The sequence below is a fragment of the Alkaliphilus metalliredigens QYMF genome (assembly GCF_000016985.1).
Classification (GTDB): domain Bacteria; phylum Bacillota; class Clostridia; order Peptostreptococcales; family Natronincolaceae; genus Alkaliphilus_A; species Alkaliphilus_A metalliredigens.
The window spans coordinates 3,791,686-3,813,395 of the sequence record NC_009633.1 but is presented as its reverse complement, the minus strand read 5'-3'; the positions used below and the strand labels follow the sequence as shown (position 1 = coordinate 3,813,395).

Annotated in this window: 18 protein-coding genes, 1 pseudogene and 1 riboswitch; of the genes and pseudogenes, 15 read left to right on the top strand and 4 right to left on the bottom strand. The window is 36.3% G+C overall.

The genetic code is table 11. From position 1 onward, the window contains the following. Positions 1-6 precede the first annotated feature (6 nt). The 9 genes from AMET_RS18245 to AMET_RS18205 all read left to right on the top strand — a co-directional run bounded on the left by AMET_RS18245 (position 7) and on the right by AMET_RS18205 (position 11,444). The gene (locus AMET_RS18245) at positions 7-705 is read left to right on the top strand and encodes a response regulator transcription factor (protein WP_012064792.1); all 699 of its coding nucleotides are present in this window, start codon (positions 7-9) and stop codon (positions 703-705) included. Further along, positions 671-2,797 carry a sensor histidine kinase gene (locus AMET_RS18240; RefSeq protein WP_157047292.1) on the top strand — a complete coding sequence of 709 codons (2,127 nt, stop codon included), beginning with the start codon at positions 671-673 and terminating at the stop codon, positions 2,795-2,797. The genes AMET_RS18245 and AMET_RS18240 overlap by 35 nt, the downstream gene beginning before the upstream one ends. Before the next feature lie 88 nt (positions 2,798-2,885). Further along, positions 2,886-3,962 carry a D-alanine--D-alanine ligase gene (locus AMET_RS18235; protein ID WP_012064790.1) on the top strand — a complete coding sequence of 359 codons (1,077 nt, stop codon included), beginning with the start codon at positions 2,886-2,888 and terminating at the stop codon, positions 3,960-3,962. Positions 3,963-3,967: 5 nt separating this feature from the next. Continuing rightward, entirely contained in the window at positions 3,968-5,341 is a 1,374-nt protein-coding gene (locus AMET_RS18230; RefSeq protein ID WP_012064789.1) for a UDP-N-acetylmuramoyl-tripeptide--D-alanyl-D-alanine ligase, read from the top strand. A gap of 132 nt (positions 5,342-5,473) precedes the next feature. Next, positions 5,474-5,584: riboswitch (SAM riboswitch) on the top strand. 153 nt (positions 5,585-5,737) lie between these two features. Continuing rightward, complete coding sequence (metA, locus tag AMET_RS18225; protein ID WP_041721041.1) at positions 5,738-6,682, top strand: homoserine O-acetyltransferase MetA; 945 nt, start codon at positions 5,738-5,740, stop codon at positions 6,680-6,682. Positions 6,683-6,704: 22 nt separating this feature from the next. Continuing rightward, the gene (locus AMET_RS18220) at positions 6,705-7,862 is read left to right on the top strand and encodes a trans-sulfuration enzyme family protein (RefSeq protein WP_012064787.1); all 1,158 of its coding nucleotides are present in this window, start codon (positions 6,705-6,707) and stop codon (positions 7,860-7,862) included. A 5-nt stretch (positions 7,863-7,867) separates the two neighbouring features. Next, positions 7,868-9,010 carry a trans-sulfuration enzyme family protein gene (locus AMET_RS18215; RefSeq protein ID WP_012064786.1) on the top strand — a complete coding sequence of 381 codons (1,143 nt, stop codon included), beginning with the start codon at positions 7,868-7,870 and terminating at the stop codon, positions 9,008-9,010. A gap of 198 nt (positions 9,011-9,208) precedes the next feature. After that, the gene (locus tag AMET_RS18210; RefSeq protein ID WP_157047291.1) at positions 9,209-9,874 is read left to right on the top strand and encodes an acetate uptake transporter family protein; all 666 of its coding nucleotides are present in this window, start codon (positions 9,209-9,211) and stop codon (positions 9,872-9,874) included. Positions 9,875-10,061: 187 nt separating this feature from the next. Beyond that, positions 10,062-11,444: a Na+/H+ antiporter NhaC family protein gene (locus AMET_RS18205; RefSeq protein ID WP_012064784.1), complete on the top strand. Its 1,383-nt coding sequence runs from the start codon at positions 10,062-10,064 to the stop codon at positions 11,442-11,444. Positions 11,445-11,517: 73 nt separating this feature from the next. On the opposite strand, the gene AMET_RS18200 is transcribed toward AMET_RS18205, so the two are convergent. Beyond that, positions 11,518-12,645 (bottom strand): amidase domain-containing protein, encoded by a 1,128-nt coding sequence (locus AMET_RS18200; protein WP_012064783.1) that lies wholly within the window; start codon positions 12,643-12,645, stop codon positions 11,518-11,520. A gap of 255 nt (positions 12,646-12,900) precedes the next feature. Next, a complete protein-coding gene (locus AMET_RS18195; protein WP_012064782.1) occupies positions 12,901-14,286 on the bottom strand; it encodes a pyridoxal-phosphate dependent enzyme in 1,386 nt (461 codons plus the stop codon). Between the two features lie 251 nt (positions 14,287-14,537). On the opposite strand from AMET_RS18195, the gene AMET_RS18190 reads away from it, so the two are divergent. From AMET_RS18190 to AMET_RS18180, 3 genes are all read left to right on the top strand, one after another. Then, positions 14,538-15,179 (top strand): hypothetical protein, encoded by a 642-nt coding sequence (locus tag AMET_RS18190; RefSeq protein ID WP_012064781.1) that lies wholly within the window; start codon positions 14,538-14,540, stop codon positions 15,177-15,179. 226 nt (positions 15,180-15,405) lie between these two features. Continuing rightward, on the top strand, positions 15,406-16,692 hold the full coding sequence (locus AMET_RS18185) for an HD-GYP domain-containing protein (RefSeq protein ID WP_083761046.1): 1,287 nt from the start codon (positions 15,406-15,408) through the stop codon (positions 16,690-16,692). Next, positions 16,682-17,245: a DUF5317 domain-containing protein gene (locus AMET_RS18180; protein WP_012064779.1), complete on the top strand. Its 564-nt coding sequence runs from the start codon at positions 16,682-16,684 to the stop codon at positions 17,243-17,245. Before AMET_RS18185 ends, AMET_RS18180 begins: the two co-directional genes overlap by 11 nt. Positions 17,246-17,396: 151 nt before the next feature. Here AMET_RS18180 and AMET_RS27405 read toward each other — a convergent pair. Then, a pseudogene (locus AMET_RS27405) lies at positions 17,397-17,483 on the bottom strand (hypothetical protein); the annotation flags it as partial. An 11-nt stretch (positions 17,484-17,494) separates the two neighbouring features. After that, positions 17,495-19,735 carry a diguanylate cyclase domain-containing protein gene (locus AMET_RS24510; protein ID WP_012064778.1) on the bottom strand — a complete coding sequence of 747 codons (2,241 nt, stop codon included), beginning with the start codon at positions 19,733-19,735 and terminating at the stop codon, positions 17,495-17,497. Positions 19,736-19,979: 244 nt separating this feature from the next. Here AMET_RS24510 and msrA point away from each other — a divergent pair, with 244 nt between their 5' ends. From msrA to AMET_RS18160, 3 genes are read left to right on the top strand one after another with little or no spacing between them, the layout of a single operon-like run. Continuing rightward, positions 19,980-20,456 (top strand): peptide-methionine (S)-S-oxide reductase MsrA, encoded by a 477-nt coding sequence (gene msrA, locus AMET_RS18170; RefSeq protein ID WP_012064777.1) that lies wholly within the window; start codon positions 19,980-19,982, stop codon positions 20,454-20,456. A 31-nt stretch (positions 20,457-20,487) separates the two neighbouring features. Further along, positions 20,488-21,057, top strand: coding sequence for a nitroreductase family protein (locus tag AMET_RS18165; protein WP_012064776.1), 570 nt, complete (start codon positions 20,488-20,490; stop codon positions 21,055-21,057). A gap of 37 nt (positions 21,058-21,094) precedes the next feature. Continuing rightward, positions 21,095-21,598 carry a flavodoxin family protein gene (locus AMET_RS18160; protein ID WP_012064775.1) on the top strand — a complete coding sequence of 168 codons (504 nt, stop codon included), beginning with the start codon at positions 21,095-21,097 and terminating at the stop codon, positions 21,596-21,598. Positions 21,599-21,710 lie beyond the last annotated feature (112 nt).

The following is a 21,710-nucleotide window of genomic DNA, read 5'->3' as shown; positions in this document are numbered from 1 at the left end:
TTGCATATGTATAATGTACTTGTTGTGGATGACGAAAGAGAAATAACAGATGCCATAGAGGTTTATTTAAGAAATCAAAATTATAATGTGTTTAAGGCCTATGATGGAGCAGAGGCACTGGAAATTTTTGAAAAAGAAGAAATTCATCTGGTTTTGATGGATGTCATGATGCCAAGGCTTGATGGCACCAGTGCCACCATTAAAATTAGAGAGAATAGCACAGTACCTATTATCATTCTCTCTGCCAAGTCAGAGGATGTAGATAAAATATGGGGACTCAATGTAGGGGCTGATGATTATATTACCAAGCCATTTAATCCCATGGAGTTATTAGCTAGGGTAAATTCAAGTCTTAGAAGATATACAAGCTATTCAAATGTGACGACCACAAAAGAGGACGTCATCAAAATAGGTGGCATTGAGTTAAGGGATGAGAGCAAGGCGGTATTTGTAGATGGCGAAGCAGTCAGAATTACGCCGCTGGAATACAAGATTCTTTATCTGTTGATGAATCACCCAAACAGAGTGTTTTCTATAGAAGAAATATATGAAAAAGTTTGGAATGAACCAGCCTACAATCCAGATACAGTCACAGTTCATATTAGAAGGATTCGTGAAAAAATTGAGATTAATCCAGGAGAACCAAAATATTTAAAGGTGGTGTGGGGAGTTGGATACAAATTTGAACAACCAAAACGATTATAACGAAGATTCACATGATAAAAAGGATAAAAGAAGCTTTTTAGCTTCCTCTCTGGTTACGGTGCTTCTCATATTCATATTTGCAGTGGCTTCAGTAGTGAGTTATCTACCTATAAGAAATAGCTTTTATCCTGTAGAAGAGAATACAAAAGCTTATTTAGAAAGTAATGATTTTGTATATAACCTATCACGTTTAACAAGAAATCTACAGCAATCTGTAAATGAAACTAATGATGGATATGACGATGGATATGACGATAGGTATGTAAGTGTAGAAAGTGTTAAATATAGAGTAAATCATCTGGAAAGTGAAGGTTTAGCTTCGATTGATGGAGTAGACAGTACAGAGAATATAATGGAAGAAGATACAGTGGAACGAACATTCTTAAGTAATATGTCAGATACGACAGAAAGTGCGCTGCAAAAGGAAATCAAAGATAGTCTGTTTTATATGCGAGCTAAGTTTGATGAAAATGGAAACCCAGAGATAGAAACTTCTTTAGGGAGCAAGTTCAATAAGGATATTTTCATAAATAGATTGACTTACTCTAATGAGGAAAGTATAGAACAATACACTAATCTAGAAATGCTATATATCGTTCCACAAGATTTCGAAAAACACAATGATGTTTTTACTTTTAGCATGAAGAATCAAATTATCTTTCCAAATTATGCAATGTTAATTGTAGCAATAGGAGCAGTCGGTATTTTGATTTTAATAATAGGGGGTTTTGCAGTTCCTTACTCAGCACAAAGCAAAATGGCCATTAGTAAAATGTTTAATAAAATGTTTTTAGAATTAAAGTTTATTGTTTGGGGAGCATTTGTATTATTATGTGCTGGGATAGGGTCTATGATTAATAGCTATAACCATTATGGCTATGACATTGGGAATTTTATATATGATGTAGACCCTTACTTTTATCTAGTTGGGATCATTCTAACATCCATACTATACCTTCTTATTTATTTAAGTACTGTATACCTAAAATATATTTATCATACAGGATTTAAGAAGGGCTTAATTGACAATAGTTTTTTTGGAAAAATACTTTTATATTGTATTAGAAGAGTAAGATCTGCAATTAAAGGGTTAATACAAATAGATTTAAGACAAGACAACTATAGAAGGTTAGTCGGATTAGTAGGCGTAAACCTATTGGCAATCGTAATCTTAGGTTCAGGTAGATTCTGGGGGTTCATTTTAGCAATAGTCTACAGTTTATTTATATTTAAGTATTTACTAAGAGTATTTGATAAGGCAAAGGACTTAAATGATGCCAGTGCTCAAGTTGCTGAGGGCAATTTTGAAATCAGTCTAGATGAAGATATGGGAGTATTAAGTCCTATGGCTAAAAACTTAAACAATATTAATAAGGGATTTCAGTTGGCTGTAGATAAAGAAATAAAAAGTCAAAGAATGAAGTCGGAGTTAATATCAAATGTGTCACATGATCTTAAAACACCCCTTACATCCATTATTACCTATGTTGATTTATTGAAAGGTGAAGAGATAGACCCAGAGATTCAAAAAGGGTATATTGACATACTGGATAAAAAGTCACAAAGATTAAAAGTGTTAATAGAGGATTTATTTGAAGCTAGCAAAGCCACCAGTGGCAATGTTGAACTTCATTTAGAAAAGATAGATGTCATTGCTCTATTCAGACAAACCTTAGGAGAGTTAGAAGAAAAAATAAATGACAGTACACTTCAAATGAAAATAAATACACCAGAGGACAAGGTCATTTGTGAATTAGATGGTAAAAGAACCTATCGTATATTTGAAAACATCATGGGCAATATTTTTAAATATGCACTACAAAACTCAAGGGTATATATAGACATTATTGAAAATGAAAAAGAAGTAAGTTTTATATTCAAAAATATTTCTGCCTATGAAATGAACTTTGATGCAACTGAGATCACAGAGCGATTTACAAGAGGTGATCAAGCGAGGAGTACAGAGGGTTCAGGACTTGGACTTTCCATAGCCAAGAGCTTCATAGAGCTTCAGAGGGGAACGCTGAAAATCATTATAGATGGAGATTTATTTAAGCTGATTGTGATATTTCCAAAGGCAGTAGAATCGTAAAATCCAGCTTTGTTATTATGTGGCATGTAGAGCATAATAACAAAGCTAACTAAATAGAAATGTGAAATGATGATATAGGAGGAGACCAATGAAAACCAATGTATATGTACTTTGTGGAGGAAAATCAGTTGAGCATAGGGTATCCCTTATCAGTGCTTCAGCTATTATAAATTCACTAGATAAAAAGAAGTATCATGTTTACCCTATTTATATTAGTGATGAAGGAATATGGTCAAATTTGGGGATTGTAGAAGATGAAATAAAAGAGATAAGTGAACTAATGTATCAATCTTCAAATACAGTGATTAGTTCAATTGAAACGTTTCTAAGAAGTAGTTTTAATGAAAGAGAACAAAATATTGTATTTCCTGCTTTGCATGGTACAAATGGAGAAGATGGAACCATACAAGGTTTGTTAGAGATACTAGATATTCCTTATGTGGGTAATGGTGTGATGTCCTCAGCAATTGGAATTGATAAAGTGGTTACCAAGGATCTATTTGCCAAGCATAACATTCCACAGGGAAAGTATACAAGATTATTGCAGCATCAGTGGAAAAAGGACAAGCTGTTTTCAATTGAAAGAATTGAAGAGACAATAGGATATCCTGCTTATGTTAAGCCCGCTAGCTTAGGCTCAAGTGTCGGGATTAATCGATGTGCCAATCGTGAAGAATTAGAAGCTGCGATTCATGAAGCTTTTTCCTTTGAGGACAAACTAGTGATAGAAGAAGAAATCATTGGGAGAGAAATGCAGATATCCGTAGTTGGAAATGAATTTCCTAAGGCATCGGTTGTAGGAGAGTTTATTCAAGAAAGGCAATTTATGGACTATGCCGCAAAATACACCGATGGCAAGCTAATTCAAGTCATACCAGCTAAATTAACAGAAAAGGTTAGTGAGCTGATGAGGGAAGTGGCAATAAAATCTTTTGATGTTCTGAATTGTTCTGGACTGGTAAGGGTAGATTACTTTGTCACAGATGATGAAAGGTTCTATGTCAATGAAGTGAATACCATGCCTGGGTTTACGAAGCTTAGTATGACACCAGCCTTATGGGAAAAAACTGACCAGACAACGTATCCAGAACTGATCGAGAAACTTATTAATCTAGCCTTTGAACGTTATAATAAGAGAAAAAGTTTTTTATATAAAAGGAAGTGAAAAAGATGATCCGTCGTAAATTAAATGAAATACAAGAGATGGTGAAGGGGAGCGGTCTTAAGAAATCCCATGAAGATATATGGATCAATGGTGTTTCAATTGATACCAGAACAATTAAAGATACGCAACTATATATTCCCATCATTGGAGAGAAATTCAATGGCCATGAATTTATAGAAAAAGCCATGGGAAATGGAGCAACAGCTACTTTGTGGGATAAGAATCAGCCTATTCCAAATATTGACTTCCCCTTTATACTTGTTGAAGATACCCTAGATGCGATTCAGACTTTAGCAAAGGCGTATCGAAACCAATTAAATGTAAAGATCATCGGTATTACAGGTAGTAACGGAAAGACTTCAACAAAGGATATCCTTTTTAATATATTACAGACTGTCTATAAGACACATAAGACCTTGGGAAATCTAAATAATCATTTAGGGGTACCGCTAACGCTATTAGAAATGGCTGAAAATACTGAAATAGCAGTGATTGAGATGGGAATGTCTGGTTTAGGTGAAATTGAACTTTTATCTAAGATTGCTTCATCTGACGTGGCGATTATTACAAATTCAACAAATGTACACATCAATGATTTGGGTTCGGTAGAAAACATACTAAAGGCAAAACTTGAAATCATAGAAGGATTAAAACCCCATGGACTTTTTATTTACTTTGGAGATAGCCCTCCACTTAGAGTAGGGGTAGAGAAGCTGGATCTAAAACAAAAAAAAGTGACATTTGGAATCAATCGTGATAATGATTATACTGTTAAATTAATTTCTTCAGAAAATGAAGGGATATACTTTGAACTAGTAGGTAGTGATTCTCCTAGACTGTTCTTATCTATGCTTGGAAATCATCAAATATACAATGCTGCAGCTGCTATTGCTGTTGCTCAGTATTTTAATATTACCTTGGAAAAGATACAAGAAGGGATGTTGAAAATTGAAGCTACAGGTATGCGAAATGAGTTAATTAAATGCAATGGATTTGATATTTTAAATGATTCTTATAAGTCTAATCCTATTAGTCTACGATCTGTTCTAGATACAATGTATTCTTTCAAAAAATATAAACAAAAGATTGTGGTCCTTGGAGATATGTTTGGTACTGGGGAAAATGAAATTACAACACATATAGACATAGGAGAAGAAATTGACCCTAGCCAAATAGACTATGTATTTACCATTGGGGAACTAGGAAAATATTTTGCTCAGGGAGCAAAAACGAGATTTCCAGATGAACGGGTTTTTTCATTTATGGATAAGTCATCACTGACAACAAAACTCAAAGAAATGATCAAAAAAGATGCCATTGTTTTAATAAAAGGATCTAGAATATTGGAGCTTGAAAAAGTTGTAGATGAGTTGAAGTAATTGAGGAAATTGTATAATTATTTTTAAAGAATAACAATTTTACATCAACACAACTGAAAATTATCTTATTAGTTAAATGTTTTGATTGACAAGAATAGTCTGAATATATATAATGGGATCTAACTAAATATATTACTATCAAGAGTGGTGGAGGGACTGGCCCGATGAAACCCAGCAACCTGCGAAAGCGAGGTGCTAAATCCTGCAGCAATATTCGAAAGAATTGGTGCTGAAAGATAGATGAGTTTCTATGATATTAACCTCTTCTGTTTTTCAGAAGGGGTTTTCTTACGATTAAGCACTTGAATTTTTAAAAATTTTTAGCATGGATGTCAATTAATGAAACAGAGTCAAAGCTTATATTTACTAAATAGAAGAAAACGGAGGAGAATGATGATGCCAATAAAAATTCCCGATGATTTGCCGGCTGTAGAAACATTGGAAAAGGAAAACATATTTGTGATGACTGAAAGTCGTGCCACCCATCAAGACATTAGACCACTAAAGATTGTGATTTTGAATTTGATGCCAACGAAAATAGAAACAGAAACCCAGTTATTGAGGTTATTGGGAAATTCACCGATTCAGGTTGATATTACACTTATTCATCCTAATAGTCATGTTTCAAAGAACACATCCAAAGAGCATTTACTCAGGTTTTATCATACATTTGAAGAAATTAAAAAGGAAAAATTTGATGGTATGATTATTACTGGTGCACCCATTGAATTATTAGACTTCGAAACAGTAGACTATTGGGAAGAACTTTGTGAAATTATGAAATGGAGCCTACAGAATGTTTATTCTACCCTGCATATATGTTGGGGAGCTCAGGCTGGATTGTACTATCACTATGGTATTCCTAAGTATCCCTTGGAAAATAAAATGTTTGGTGTGTTCCCTCACTGGGTCAATAAAAAAACAGTCAAATTATTTCGAGGCTTTGATGATTATTTTTATGTACCACATTCTCGGCATACAGAGATAAGACATGATGACATACAAAAAGTAGATGAACTAGAAATTTTATCGGAATCAAAGGAATCAGGAGTGCATATTGTAGGAGCAAAAAATGGAAGACAAATTTTTGTAACGGGACATTCAGAATATAGTCCACTAACCTTAAAATCAGAGTATGAAAGGGATAAGGAGAGTGGAAAGCTCATTAATATCCCAGATCATTACTACCCTCAAGATGATCCGACAAAAGAGCCTGTAGTCAAATGGAGGAGCCATGCCAGTCTTTTATTTAGCAATTGGCTGAATTATTATGTTTATCAGGAAACCCCCTATGATTTAGAAGGGATAGAGAGAGTCACCCGTGATGACATAGAAATATAAATGAAAAAGGAGGAGAGCATCTATGAGTTGCGTGAAGGATAAGAAGTTGCATATTGAAACTGAAGTTGTACATGGATTTAAAGGATATGATCCCCATACGGGAGCTGTAAGTTTTCCCATATACCAGAGTGCAACCTTTAGGCACCCGGGTCTTAATGAGACCACGGGCTATGATTACTCAAGATTACAAAACCCGACCCGGGAAGAACTTGAAAATACCATGGCATGTTTAGAAAAAGGAAAGCATGGACTGGCTTTTTCCAGTGGTATGGCGGCGATATCAACAGTGTTTACTCTGTTTACACCGGGTCAGCATATTATTGTTTCGGATGATCTTTATGGAGGCACCTATCGAATTTGTGAAGAGATTTATAAACGGTATGGGATTGAATTTAGCTATGTTGACACCAGTAAAATTAGGGAAGTTGAGAAGGCCTTAAGGGAGAACACAGCTGCGATATTCATTGAAACACCATCAAATCCCATGATGAAGGTAGCTGATATTGCTTCAATTTCTGAAATTGCAAAGTCAAAGGAGGTAATGCTTATTGTAGACAATACCTTTTTGACACCGTATTTTCAGAGACCCCTAGGGCTTGGGGCAGATATTGTGATTCATAGTGGAACAAAATATCTCGGTGGACACAATGATACCCTGGCTGGATTTGTGATTGTAAAGGATGACGATCTAGGAGAAAACCTGAAACTGATTCAAAAAAGCCAAGGAGCTGTTCTAGCTCCCTTTGATAGTTGGTTAATCCTACGTGGTATTAAAACATTAGGAATTAGACTTGAAAAGCAACAGCAGAATGCCATAAAAGTAGCCGCTTGGTTAAAGGAGCACCAGCAGGTTGAAAAAGTCTATTATGTGGGAGATCCTGACCATGAGGGATACCAATTATCTAAGAAACAAGCATCGGGCTTTGGCGCCATGATTTCTTTTACAGTCAAGAGTCAGGAAGTGGCAAAGCAGGTACTTGACCGTGTTCAAGTCATAATGTTTGCAGAGAGTCTAGGTGGTGTTGAAAGTCTAATCACGTATCCTATGGTACAGACCCATGCAGCTATCCCCCAAGAGATAAGGGAAAGAATTGGTGTAAATGATAAACTATTAAGGCTTTCTGTTGGCATAGAAGCAGTAGAAGATATCATATTAGACTTAGAAAGGGCATTGAGGTGAGAAAAATGAATTTTGGAACAAAACTAATACATAATACAAACGATAAGGATAAAATAACCGGTGCTTTAAGTATACCCATCTATCAGGTGTCTACCTATCACCAAGAGGATATTGAGGCAGAACAGGAGTATCAATATTCAAGGTCAGAAAATCCAACAAGAAGAGCCATAGAGGAAACAATAGCTGAACTTGAAAATGGAGATAGGGGGTTTGCGTTTTCCTCAGGAATGGCAGCGACTTCATCTGTGCTTTCAATTTTTTCCGCAGGAGATCACATCATTGCCTGTCAAGACGTATATGGCGGAACATATAGGGCTTTGAATCGTATTTTTAATCGGTACGGAATAGAAGTCAGCCTTGTAGATACAACTGATTTAGGTGAGATTGAGGCCAATATCAAAGAGAATACACGGGCAATTTTTCTTGAAACACCATCTAACCCTACATTGAAAATAACCAATCTTAAGGGTGCAGTGGGTATTGCAAAGGCACATCATTTACTGGTTATTGTAGACAATACATTTATGACTCCTTATTTACAGCGCCCCCTTGATCTTGGAGCAGATATCGTGATCCATAGTGCAACGAAATTTATAGGTGGGCATAGTGATGTTGTTGCAGGTTTGGTTGCCGTAAAAGGGAAAGCACTTTCGGAAAGACTGTACATGATTCAAAACGGTTTTGGGGCTGTGTTAGGACCACAGGATTCATGGTTGCTGCTGCGAGGACTTAAAACTTTGAAGGTGAGGATGGATTATCAGCAAAAGAATGCTGAGGAGCTTGCTCAATGGTTATCCAATCATGAAAAAATCCAGAAAGTATACTACCCTGGCCTGCTTGGGCACCAAAACCGAGAAATTCATGACACCCAGGCTAACGGTGCAGGTGCAGTCATGAGCTTTAAGACAGTTGAAATAGAAACAGCACAGAAATTCATGAAAATGGTAAAACTTGCTGCTGTAGCAGTAAGTCTCGGGGGAGTCGAAACAATTGCATCCTATCCCGTTAAAATGTCTCATGCAGCAATGCCTAAAGCCCAAAGAGAATCACTCGGTATTACTGAGAATTTGATTCGCCTATCAGTAGGGTTAGAGGACATAAAAGATTTGATAGAGGACTTTGATAAAGCACTGGCGGGAGCGGAGTAATAAAGTTTATCTGCAAAGAGGGCAAACCAATGAATCGTAATCATTTGAATACTAAAAATAACATTGTGATTAAATTAGCAAAAAATGTCGAAAAAAGTTGCCTCAGCTGTAAAAGTTGTATATAATTATTTCAGTAGGGAGATGTGTAAACGGTCTCTGAATATTGGAATCATATATAATGAAAGTGAGGATGAAATCGTGAATCAAGTAAATCAAACAAAAGAGTGGTCTAATCCAACGCCAGCGGGTCTAGTTGCCTTGGCCGTAGCCTGTTTCTGTTTTTTTGCGCTACTGACTGGAAGAGTAACAGGTAATGCCATACCATTATTGGGTATTTGGTTGTTGGGAGGATTTGTTGTACAATTTGTGGTTGCCATAGTAGATTTAAAGGGAGGCAATACAACAGGAGGAAATACATTTTTATTCTTTAGTGCTTTCTTTATGCTAGTAGGTGGTCTTGGAATGCTTTTTAAGTTCCAGATGGCAAGTAACAACATTGTACTTGATGCACGTATTGATGGATGGGCATGGTTAGTACTGTCAACTGCCTTAGTTCTATGGACACCTGCCTTCCTTAAAACGCCACTTGTATTAAGCTTGATGGTAATTGTATTAAATATAGCACTACCGCTCATTACTTTAATCGATTTGGAAATTCTGTCAGCTGAATTTTCATTTATACCAGGTTGGGCATTATTGATTGTAGGAATGCTAGGGATCTATCTTTCTGCGGCAATTATTGTTAATGGAGCCTTTGGTAGAGAAGTTTATCCCAATCCTGGGCCAATTCTAAGTGGTGAGAAAAAGTCTGCTACAGTTACAATACCAAATAATGAAAAAATGGCTAAAAGTCCTGTGGCATAAGGACAGGCTACAAATAAAACACATGATTTTAAACAAAACAGCAGGGAAAATCCTGCTGTTTTGTTTTTACCAAGATTCAATAAGAATCATATACAATCCCTTTATTACATGATATTTTAGAAGGAGATTAATGATTTGATCACATAAGGTAAAATGAAAAATACCAGTACATCTAGGGAGTGAAAATGTGGGGATCAATGAATTTAGACAACGGGAGATTAACTTTGTTTTAGGTATGATAGTTATTTTAATAGGAAGTTGCATTTTTTTCAACATTTCTTTGCTATTTGGATTTGTAGGGAGTATTTTACTGACTTCTGCTATATTGATGAGAAAGGGACGTCAACTTAGACAAGTAACAAATATGATTTATCAGGGAATTCTAGAATGCAGAATGCTTTATTTATTAATCTTACTAATTGGAGCAACGGTTTCGGTCTGGTTATCCTCTGGGGTTGTGCCTACAATGATATATTATGGACTTCAATACATGGGAGGAATGAATTTTTTGCTTGCGGCCTTCCTGATTACCTCAATCATGGCAGTATTTATGGGAACGGCAGTAGGGACAGTCAGTACCATTGGTCTGGCTTTGTTGGGGATTGGAAAGGGTTTTGGAATCCCAACTCATATTTTGTTAGGGGCCATTATTTCCGGGGCATTCATCGCCGATAAGATTTCTCCTATTTCTGGACTATTGAATCTGACACTAACGGCAACAAAAACCAAATATAAAGAAACACTAAAGAGCATGATGGTCACATTTGTTCCTGTCTATGTCATCACTTTGGCGAGTTATTATTATATCGGTAGTGGATATGGTGTCAGTACAAATCTCGGGAGTTTAATAGCGTATCAGTCTGCTATTTTAGAAGGATTCTATATTTCACCCTGGTTATTGCTACTTCCTTTGGGAATTTTGTTTTCATCCATTATGGGTATAAGAACAATTTCAACAATCTCCATGGGGTTAATGGCAGGTGTGCTAGTGAGTGTATTTCTGCAAAATATGTCTTCTTCTTCTGTTTTTCATGCTATTATTTGGGGATATAAAAGCAATACAGCATCGGGACAGCTTAACAACATCTTAATCAGTGGTGGGATTGCTTCGATGGTAGAAGTTGTATCAATTGTAGCTTGTGCTGTATCCTTAAGTAGTGTTTTAGAACGGTCAGGATTGATTAGACCGATGATCAATAAAATGATATCAACCATTGAGTCAGAAAAGCAACTGATAGTAAAGACGGGAATAACCAGTAGCATCCTGACTGTGGTTACCTGTGATCAAACTGTGGGAATTGTTTTGCCTGGTAGACTGTTTGCAGAAAAGTATAAAGAGCTGGGGGTATCCAATTCGGTTTTAGCAAGAACCATATCTGACACCGGGACTGTGATTGCTCCTTTAATGCCTTGGAATGTTAATGCATTAATTATAGGTCTCATTTCTGGAATTCCTGCAATGGCCTATGCTCCCTACGCTGTATTTTGTTATGTCTGTCCGATCATTTCTATGATGGCAGGCTTGAGGCTTAAAAGCAAAAAATATCCAAAAGCCAAGGCCCTGGGGTAACATAGGGGAAATGAGCTTATCTTGCTAGAAGATTTCACTGGTCACTGTGTATATTACAAATGATGGCACTACATTAATAATGAACATGAACTAGGTGAAATTTAATGCTTTTATCACTCCAACCTAAGTCCCAAGGAACTTGATACCGATCTGAGTTATTGGAATTTACTAGAATATAGCCCTTGGAGTCCAAACCAGTTACAACAGATATATGAGTGACCTTCCCCTTTTTTTCATAGGCTATATAATCTCCAGGCAAAAGCTTGTAGGAGACCTTTAATATCTCATCATAGGCGCCACGGGCAATTGTAGAAGCCCTCCCACTAGAAAGCATATAACTGTTAAAGGAGTGGGCATTAATCCAGGCACTACTTCCAGCCCCTCGCTCATAATTCCATGTGCGGTTTTTCTTGAATCCCCCTCCTTCGTATAAAATTTGGGAGGCAAAGTTCGCACAATTACCACCTTCGGGATTATAATTTCTGTATTTTGAATTATACTGAAAGTCATATTCAGGTAAACTAGCGGCACCGGCATATTGATTTGCGTAGGCAAGTGCATTGACTCTTCGCTGGTTTAGATCTGATAAATCTTTGGTTTCACCCGATAGGATCACTTGTTGGATTTCTTGACTTTTTATTTCATCTAAATGTAAGGAATCCGCAAAGGGGTCTGTATACCATTCGCGGGTAATCACCCAGTCTTCCTCATGTGGCATTAAATCCAATGAGTGGTAGGCACCGATTCTAAAAGAATTATGAATTTGAGGGGTGTCTTTATAGGTATATGTATATGCTGTGGAAACCAAAAGATTAAGGGAAAAACCATCATTCTTTTGATTGAAACTTCTTATGACGATATGGGAATCAATCTCTTTAAATTCAATAGCTTGTTTATCGGACCAGTTATGTAAATACTTTAACTTTGTCAATTCATGCTCATAGGCCCATAGCCCATTTCGTACTTCTTGATTGTATAAGCTTGCCAGCATATCTGTATTATATTCAATTAAGGCTTGGTTTCTAAGTTGAAATATTTTTTGTAGCTCTGAAGTGAGCTGTCTGTCTAAATTGTCAGCCACTGATGATGTTGTTGTTTGTATAGAGACGCTCCATAAATACACGCTTAGTGAAAAAGTGATCAAAAATACTGCTATCAATAAAGTGACGAGAAGACTCTTTAGCTTAATTACAATAAACATATTGTTCCCTCCAATAGATATTCATAGGAGATTATATGTGATGATCTCAAGGGCTATTCCCTCTGCTGGGGATTTGTATAAAATTTATAGTAGAGAGACAGAGCCTTTGTGAAGGCAAGAGAAAGCCCAGCCACCCCAGCACATATGAAATGTGCAAGGGTGCTGGGCTTTTGATATAACGATAAAACTAAAAGTTTTTAAACAGTGTCACCTTAGAGATAATAGTACAACACTAAAATGATACTCCTAATGACTTTAGTGATTGGCTTTGTGAATCATTCTAACATAGGATTTTTCAAATCCCATTTTTTCATAGAGCTTAATGGCGCGATTGTTGTTGCGTTCAACATGTAGTGATACATTGCCATCGGTTACTTCGATTGCCTTGTTAAGTAATTGTGTTGCAATTCCTCTACCCTTAATGGTACGCTTCGTAGCAATGTAGCCTAAATGATAGGTGGGAATAAAGCTCTCAAAGCCCGTATGAACAATGATTGTAATGCCGGCCAGTTCATTATTATAATAGGCCATTAAAACAAAGCCCTTATCAAAGGCTGACTTTAAAGCATCCTTGATTTCATAGGAAGGGTCAGTATATTCCATTAGCCATTCATCAATTTGAGTCACAATTTCATCAACAGAGAGGTCAGATTCCTCTTTTTTTACATTTCTAACATCTAGGTCTATTCGGCCATCATTTAACAAAATCACATGTGTGCCATCGGATAGGTTACCTTTTTCAGCTTCTTTCATGAAGCCTGCGATGACATATCCATTCTCGGTACTAAATTTGATGTTTTCAATTTCTTTGAATTTTTTTGTGTATCGAAGGAGTTCTTCTTCCGTGATGCCTGTAATGGTACCATTGGTGTCGTAGATTGAATCTAGGGCATCTTGGGAGATGGAGCTGTTGAAGTTTAACAAATGCTTATTATATTTAGTGACTTTAACTTGACTCTGCTCAGCAGATAAAGGGATGATTTTCGTGCTCTTTTTTTTGAAGGACTCGTAGATGACATTTCCATCGTTAATGGTGCAATTATAGAGTTTGGGAATCTTTTTCATCTCGTCATTAATCCAGAGCTGTCTAAAGCCTAAATTAAGACCTGAGGTTGAAAAACCATAGCTCATAAGGGTGAAGACGGTATCGATTTCACCTTTTATTTGTTTATGGAGTTCATCTGCAATAAAGGATAATGAAGTCATATTTAGAATATTGTTCTCCATACCTAGGGTGGCGTTATACCATCCCTCTTCCTCGCATAGCTTTTGACTATAATTGATGGAGTCAAAATGTGTTTTACCATAGGGGATCACTTTAACATGATCTTGTTTAAATAGTTTGTTTTGGGAGAACTTACTATTGGTAGGAAAAACGAAGACACAATTAATGTCATAGTATTGAGAGATAAATGCTAAAGACTTAGCCAATGGGCCCTGTGACCCTATGCAGATTATCTTTTTATTGATTGAAAGGGCATCCTTGATTAATAGATGGGCTAATCGGTCTATTCTTTGCCCTGATGGGTTATTGCCTTCAAGCTTAAGGTAAATTTTTGAGATGCCCAATTCCTTTTCTAGTTTTTCAGCCCTGACTAAAGGGGTTTTACCAACCATATGAATAATTGTATTTTTGTTCATAATTAACCTCCTTAAATATTTAAATCGACGCAATTTGCATATTACATAATATATCTATACCCTAAATCCAGCAAAATATTGCTAGAAAATGAAATTTATAGAGAGAGATAAAGATCTAATGAGTAAAAAGTCGAATCATGGGGATAATTGATGTGCATAAAAAGAAGGAGAAAGACATGTTTTATCGAATTAGAGTAGAATGGGTAAAATTTCGTAAAAATAATATATTTTAGCATAAAGGGGTTTGGAAAATGGAAAACACAAACACAGGGTTACAAGTATTAAGTATGGAAGAGGTGATGGATAGTATTCCTGATATCATTTCATCTAAAGTTGTGTTTGACAAGGATGAGATAGAAGAAATTCATATTCTAGCATCAAACGCTAGAGGACCCAAACAAATCTCTAGGGATATCCAATCTGCTTTGACAGCTAAGTTTCATATAAAGATAGATTATAAAAAAATTAGCATTGCACAAATTGATGCAAAGCAAAATCCTGGAAATGACCATCGGATAATCATTGATTCAATTCAATATACAAACATAGGAAGTAGAACTGAAGTTAGCGTACGATTACTTAAAGATGATGAACAAGTTGAAGGAACGGCCAAAGGGCTAAGCTCGAAAAACAATGTTTATCGATTGATAGCCCGAGCTACGATTGATTGTATTCATCAACTGCTAGGAGAACAGGATGTTTTGACAGTTGAAGATGTAGAAAAGATCAGTTTGGCTAAAAGGGAAGTGATTACAGTAGCGATTTGTCATGTTTCAGGTGAGGCAGAGGAGCTTTTGACTGGATCTGCCGTTGTCAGGAAAGATGAAAATGAGGCAATTGTTAAGGCCACATTGGATGCTGTAAACAGAAGAGTTACAAAATTTAATAACTAAGTTTGCATTTTAGGTCGGCGACCTTTTCAAATTAAACAGAAGCGAAGCGATATAGCCTGTGAAAATTAGCGAAGCAGCAGAGCCTTTTGTAAAGGGGGCTATATCCACATGAAAAACAGATTATATGTAATGTCAATGGCATTATTAGCAATCGTCTTAGCAGGCGGCGCATCATTTAGCTGGAGATAATACTTAGCCGACCTAAAATCATATAAGAAGAGGTGTTATGATGAAAGAAATACCAAATAAATTAAGACTATATACAGGTATGATTATCATCATAGGGATCTTTTGTGTGTTTTGGGGATCTAGAAACATAATTTCTGATTTTGATTCTAGGATTTTATTCTTCATAGTTATTGGTATCATAACAGAATCTCTTGATATTAGGATTAAAAAAAATATTGCTATCTCGATCAGTTTTACTATTGGACTGGCAAGTGTACTAGTTTTTCAATCTTATATTGTAGCAGTGATTGGGTTTTCAACAATGCTCCTTTATGTAGAGATAGTTGATGGAAAAATATATCATTTATTTAATAGTGATCTATATAAACGAATTTTCAATGGCTGTGCCTACGCCATATCTTTAGCAACAGCGAGTATGGCTTACAATATGTTTGATGTTAGATATACAGGTATGCGTATGCAAGATTTCAGTATAGTTGGAATTGTAGTGGCTTTATTAATGTATACAATTGTGAATTTAAATATTTTTACCACACTAATGTGTATTTTAGGCAATATAAAATGGAAGGAAGCTTTCCATGAGAATAAATGGACAATCATAAACATTACTGCTTTATCTCCACTGGGAGTCATTACAGCCGTTGCCTATAATAGTTATGGATGGTTTGCAGTAGTTTTGTTTTTAGTACCCTTATTACTAGCTCGATATTCCTTTAAGCTCTACATAGATATGCGACATGTCTATTTTGAAACCATCAAAGCCCTTTCCAATGCCATGGAGGCTAAGGATGAATATACAAAGGGACATTCCTATCGGGTTGCAGAATATGCTGCAGGCATCGCTAAGGAAATGAAGATGAGTCATGATAAAATAGATAAGATTAACACTGCGGCTATATTACACGATATTGGAAAAATTGGGATTGCAGATATCATATTGAATAAGCCGGGACAGCTGGAGGATGATGAATTTTTACAGATACAAAAGCATCCTGAGATTGGAGCAAAGATATTAGGAGAAGTTGATTTTCTAAAGGAAGTGGCAGAGATTATCAAGCATCATCATGAGCGCTATGATGGAAAGGGATACCCTGATAAACTCTGTGGAGATGCCATTCCTTTAGAGGCCTGCGTATTAGCGGTTGCCGATGCCTATGATGCCATGACATCTAATCGTCCTTATCGAAAGGCAACTGATAGCAACAGGGCTCTAAGGATTATTATTAACGAATCAGGGCGACAATTCCATCCTCTCGTTGTAAAAAAATTTGCAACCTATATGGAGAGAGAGAGTCAAAAAGGGAAGGTGACCTATGTTAGTTGAATCAGTGGGAAGTTCATTGATACTGGGGAAGCTTAGAGGAGGAGAACTAAAGAATATACTTGACATTCAAATCAGCAGAGTAGAATTCATTGTGGGAGCCGCTTTAATTCAATCTGCGGCAGCTTGGGTGGTAGCCAAGGAGATAGAACCCTTATGGCAGATGATTAACGCTAATGGGTTGTGGGTTCAATTAACTGTCTACATTCTATTATTCTGGGGACTGGCTGCTAATATTGGACAGAGAGGTTTTTCTCTAATTGGTGTTGGGGTTCTGTTAAATTTTATTGTGATTATGGCTAATGGAGGTAGGATGCCTGTAGATATAAGTGGCATTCAACATATGATTTCTCAGGAGAGTATAGATATTTTACAAAATGCAAAGAGTCTTACTCATATAGCAGCAAATGAAACAACTAGAATTTGGATCTTAGGAGACATTATTCATCTAAGGAGACCCTATCCGATGCCAAAGAGTTTAAGCATTGGTGATGTATTTATGATGATAGGAATCTTTATTTTGATTCAAGGGAAAATTTTAAACAAGGAAACATAAAAGACGATTTGTTGAGGAAGTGAACCTTAAACAACAAATCGTCTTTTATGTTTTTTGATTATGATGCCGTAGCAAGGGTTGCTGTATCGAGAAGGACTTCCACAGCCCAGTTTTCATTGACAAAAATGCCAATCACTCGAACGGATGGATAACATTGTGAAATGGCTTTAACAGATTGCCTAACCTGGTGGTAATGATCATGATTACACACACAATTTAGAAAAAGAAGCTTTATCATACACGTTATTATTAAAGTGCAATGGATTCTATCCGATGGCGACCTTTTTCTTTGGCTTTGTAAAGGGCTTCGTCGGATATTTTAATTAGGGCTTCCTTCGTAAGCATACGATTGGGTGTAATGGAAGCGATACCAATGGATGCTGTGATATAATTAGCAGTTTGAGAATGCTTGTGTTGGATTCGCAAATTTTGAATATTTTGCTGTATGACTTCAGCTACCTGTAAGGCTCCCTGGGAACCCGTATTTGGAAGTATGGCTACAAATTCATCGCCACCATATCGAGCAACGAAATCGCCTTCTCTTTGAACTGCGTCTTCTAAGGCTGTTGCAACCTGTCGAATCACTTCATCACCGTCAATATGTCCATAAAAATCATTATATTCCTTAAAGTGGTCAATATCAATGAAAAGTAAAGACAGTGGACTATACTCCTGCTGAGCCTTGGTCCATCGAAAATCAAAATACTCATCAAAGGTTCTGCGATTGGGAATGCCTGTGAGTCCATCAAGCTCTGAAAGCTTCATCAGTTTGTTATTGACTGCTTCTAATGCCTGTTGTGCTTCTTTTCTCATTTGAATCTCTGTGGCTAATTTTTGAGAGTTTTGTGCATTGTTAATGGCAATGGAAATATAGGAACCCAAAGCTTTGATCGTATCCAAGGTATATTGTGTATATGCATTCTTTTTCTTACTTTGTACAGTAAGAACACCAACAATTTTTTCCTCTACTATGAGAGGATAGTAAATAATGGATTCCATTTGGGTCCCTACTATTTGAAGGCGTTTTTTTACATACAGGGGGTACTGCTTTTCTACATCATTAACGATGACTTCTTTTCGATTACGGAGGGACCAAGCGGCCCAGCTACTTTTATTGTTTAGTGAGGTGGAAAATCCAGGACCTTTGACGCCTTCTTCCATATAAAATTTATAATTGATGATCTTTTTTTCCTCATTATAGAGTCCAATGCCAAATACGGCGGCATCCATTAGACTATTAATATTTTCGTAAACACGATGGAATACTTTATCCAAATCCAAGGTTGAAGTAATGCTTTGGCCCACTTCGCTAATGACTTTTACGTTGTGGTAGGACTCATAAAGTTCTGATTGTTTTTTTTCAAGCTCATTAGCTCTTTTATTTAGTTCTAGATTCATTAAGCGATAGACTTCATTTTCTTGAGAAGTTTCATCTGCTTTAATTTGTGTAATGATACTCTTGAGCCTTTGTTCCAATTCATAGTGATTTGTCTGTCTTTCTGCATCATGAAGTTTTTTATAGTAATAAAGGGTCATTTCATCATTCCCTATATGCTCATAGGCAGTGACCGAATGGGAACAAACCTTTGCAATGACAGCTCTGGTTTTGGTTTCCTCAGCTAATTTTAGAGCTCTGTTTAAATGAGCTAGTGCTTCATTATAGTGTTGTGATTCTAGCAGTAATGTATGCAAATCAATTAGAACATCAATTTCATGGAACTTGTCATCTGTTTCTCTAAAGATAGATAAACTCTTTTGGAAAAAAGGCAAAGCTTGGTCATCTTTATTGACACTATGACAAACTCTTCCAAGTTGATGAAGACTATATGCTTCTCCCATTTTGTCATGAGATCCTTGGTTAAGTATAAGTACTTTCTCGTGATAGGATTTAGCTAAGTCATATTTTTCTAAGGCCCAATATGTACAGCCAATATTGGAAAGTGGAATGGATTTAGATGATTCTGGGCCAAGCGCCTCGTGAATTTCTAGACTTTGCGTATAGTATTGTAATGCTGTTTCATAATCATGTAACTCTTTATAAATTTCACCGATGTTATTATACAATTTTGCTTTCATATAAGTAGAATCTATATATTCAGCAATTTTTAGTGCTTTCAAATAATAGGCTAAAGCCTGGTCATAGATTTGCAAATATAGATTAATATTTCCTAGTACATTGAGGGCTTTTACTTCATATTCAACCATTTCCAAAGTCTGAATTAGGGCAAGAGAGTCTAATAAGTAAGAGGCAGCCTCTTCTAGGTTGCCCATGATCCATGAGCTTCGACCCATGCCATATAGTGCCTTAGCAATTCCCTCTTCATAATTCTCCTGGGAGGCGAGCACATGTGACTTTTGAGATAATTCAAAGGCATAGGTTGGACTCTCGTTCTCAATTTTCTCCGATAAAAGAACAAGCAAATCAACTTTTTCTATTGTATTGTTGCACTTAGCAATCAATTTTTTGTGATCCCATTTGATTTGAAACACTACTGTTCCCCCTTAGCCTTAAAGGCACAAAACTAACGTTATTCCTTTTAATTACAGTTACCTTATTATAACAGACTCTGTAGGATTCTCTAGTTAAAATATTTAAAATAACAACAGTAAGTAATGTTTATAATATGATTATTTTAAAATATATTAATGGAAAATTAGGGTATAATTAAAATAGCATTGAAAGAAGGCAACACAAATTGAAAATTTCCAATGAGAGAGAAAGGGTGATGATAAAATGAAGGAAATTGTTTTAGCCGGTGGCTGTTTTTGGGGTGTAGAAGCCTATATGGAACGGATTGATGGGGTTGTAGAAACAAAGGTGGGGTATGCCAATGGGCATGTAGAAAATCCTAGCTATGAGGAAGTCTGTTCTTCTCAAACAGGCCATGCTGAAGTATGTTATATAAAATTTGATGAAACGAAGATTAGCCTAGAGATACTATTGAATGGATTTTGGAAAATCATTGACCCAACAGTTGAAAATCGCCAGGGACCTGATATAGGCTCCCAATATCGTACAGGGATATATTATGGCCATGAAGAAGACTTAGACACAATAATAAAAAGCAAAGAAATGCAGCAAAAAAAATATGATGCAAATATTGTAACAGAGATAGAACCTTTAAAAGCATTCTATGATGCTGAAGAATATCATCAAAAGTATCTCAAGAAAAATCCCGGTGGGTACTGTCACATTAATTTGGAGATATAATGAACAAAGCTATAGGGGAGGTAGAAATAATATGTTAGCATTATTAAAAAAAAGAAGAAGTATCCGAAAGTTTAAGTTTAAAAAGGTAAGTACAGATCAAATTGAACAACTAGTTCAAGGGGCTCTTTTGTCTCCCACATCCAAGAACCGTAGACCATGGGAATTCATTGTGGTGACTGAAGAAAAAGGTTTAACAGCACTTTCAAAAAGCAAGACTCATGGAGCACAATTTTTAGAGGGAGCACCTTTGGCTATTGTGATTATAGGGGATCCTGAAGTGAGTGATGTTTGGATAGAAGACACCTCCATTGCCTCGATTTTAATTCAAATGACAGCAGAATCTCTGGAGTTAGGTTCTTGTTGGATTCAAATTAGAGAGCGATTTCATAATGATAAAAAATCTGCAGAGGATTATGTTAAGGAAGTATTAAGTATCCCAGCAGCAAAACGAGTAGCGTCTATTATTGCCATTGGGCATCCTGATGAGGAAAAAAAACCTCACAGTGAAGAAAACTTATTGTATGAAAAGGTGTATCATAATAGGTATCATGAGGACTGTAGAATGAGACTTAGCAATACACCCAATATAAAAGAGCAGTAAGATAAATATAAGGCTATATAATGAGGAGAATGGTGAAATGGAAGTGAAAATGAAAAAGTTAGTCGTATACTATTCACTTGAAGGGAATACCCAGTTGATTGCAGAGGCCATGGCTAAGGCTATTGGAGCCGATATTCTAGTATTGAATCCACAAAATGAAATGAAGTCTAAGGGCTTTAGTAAATATCTTTGGGGGGGAACCCAGGTCATGATGAAAAAGCTACCACTACTACAACCACTTATACATGATGCTACAGCCTATGACTTAATCTTAATTGGAACCCCGGTTTGGGCATGGACCTACGCCCCACCATTGGGCACGTTTTTTTCCCAGGTGGATCTGAAAGACAAACAAATCGGACTCTTTAGCTGTCATGGTGGACAAAACGGAAAGACCTTCGAAAAGATGCGTCAAATACTGGACAAGAATATATTTTTAGGTGAAATTGACTTTTTTGAGCCCTTAAAGAATCAGAAACCAGAACAAGTGGAAAAAGCATCGAAATGGGCCCGCGAAATAGAAGTGAAGGCAAGCTATTAAGGATGAGGCGAAAAAAGACTAATTCATTTAGTGTATCTAAAGAATTAGTCTTTTTTATGGGGCTTATTTTTGATACAATAGGTTGGCAGATGGATATTAGACAAAGGAGTGG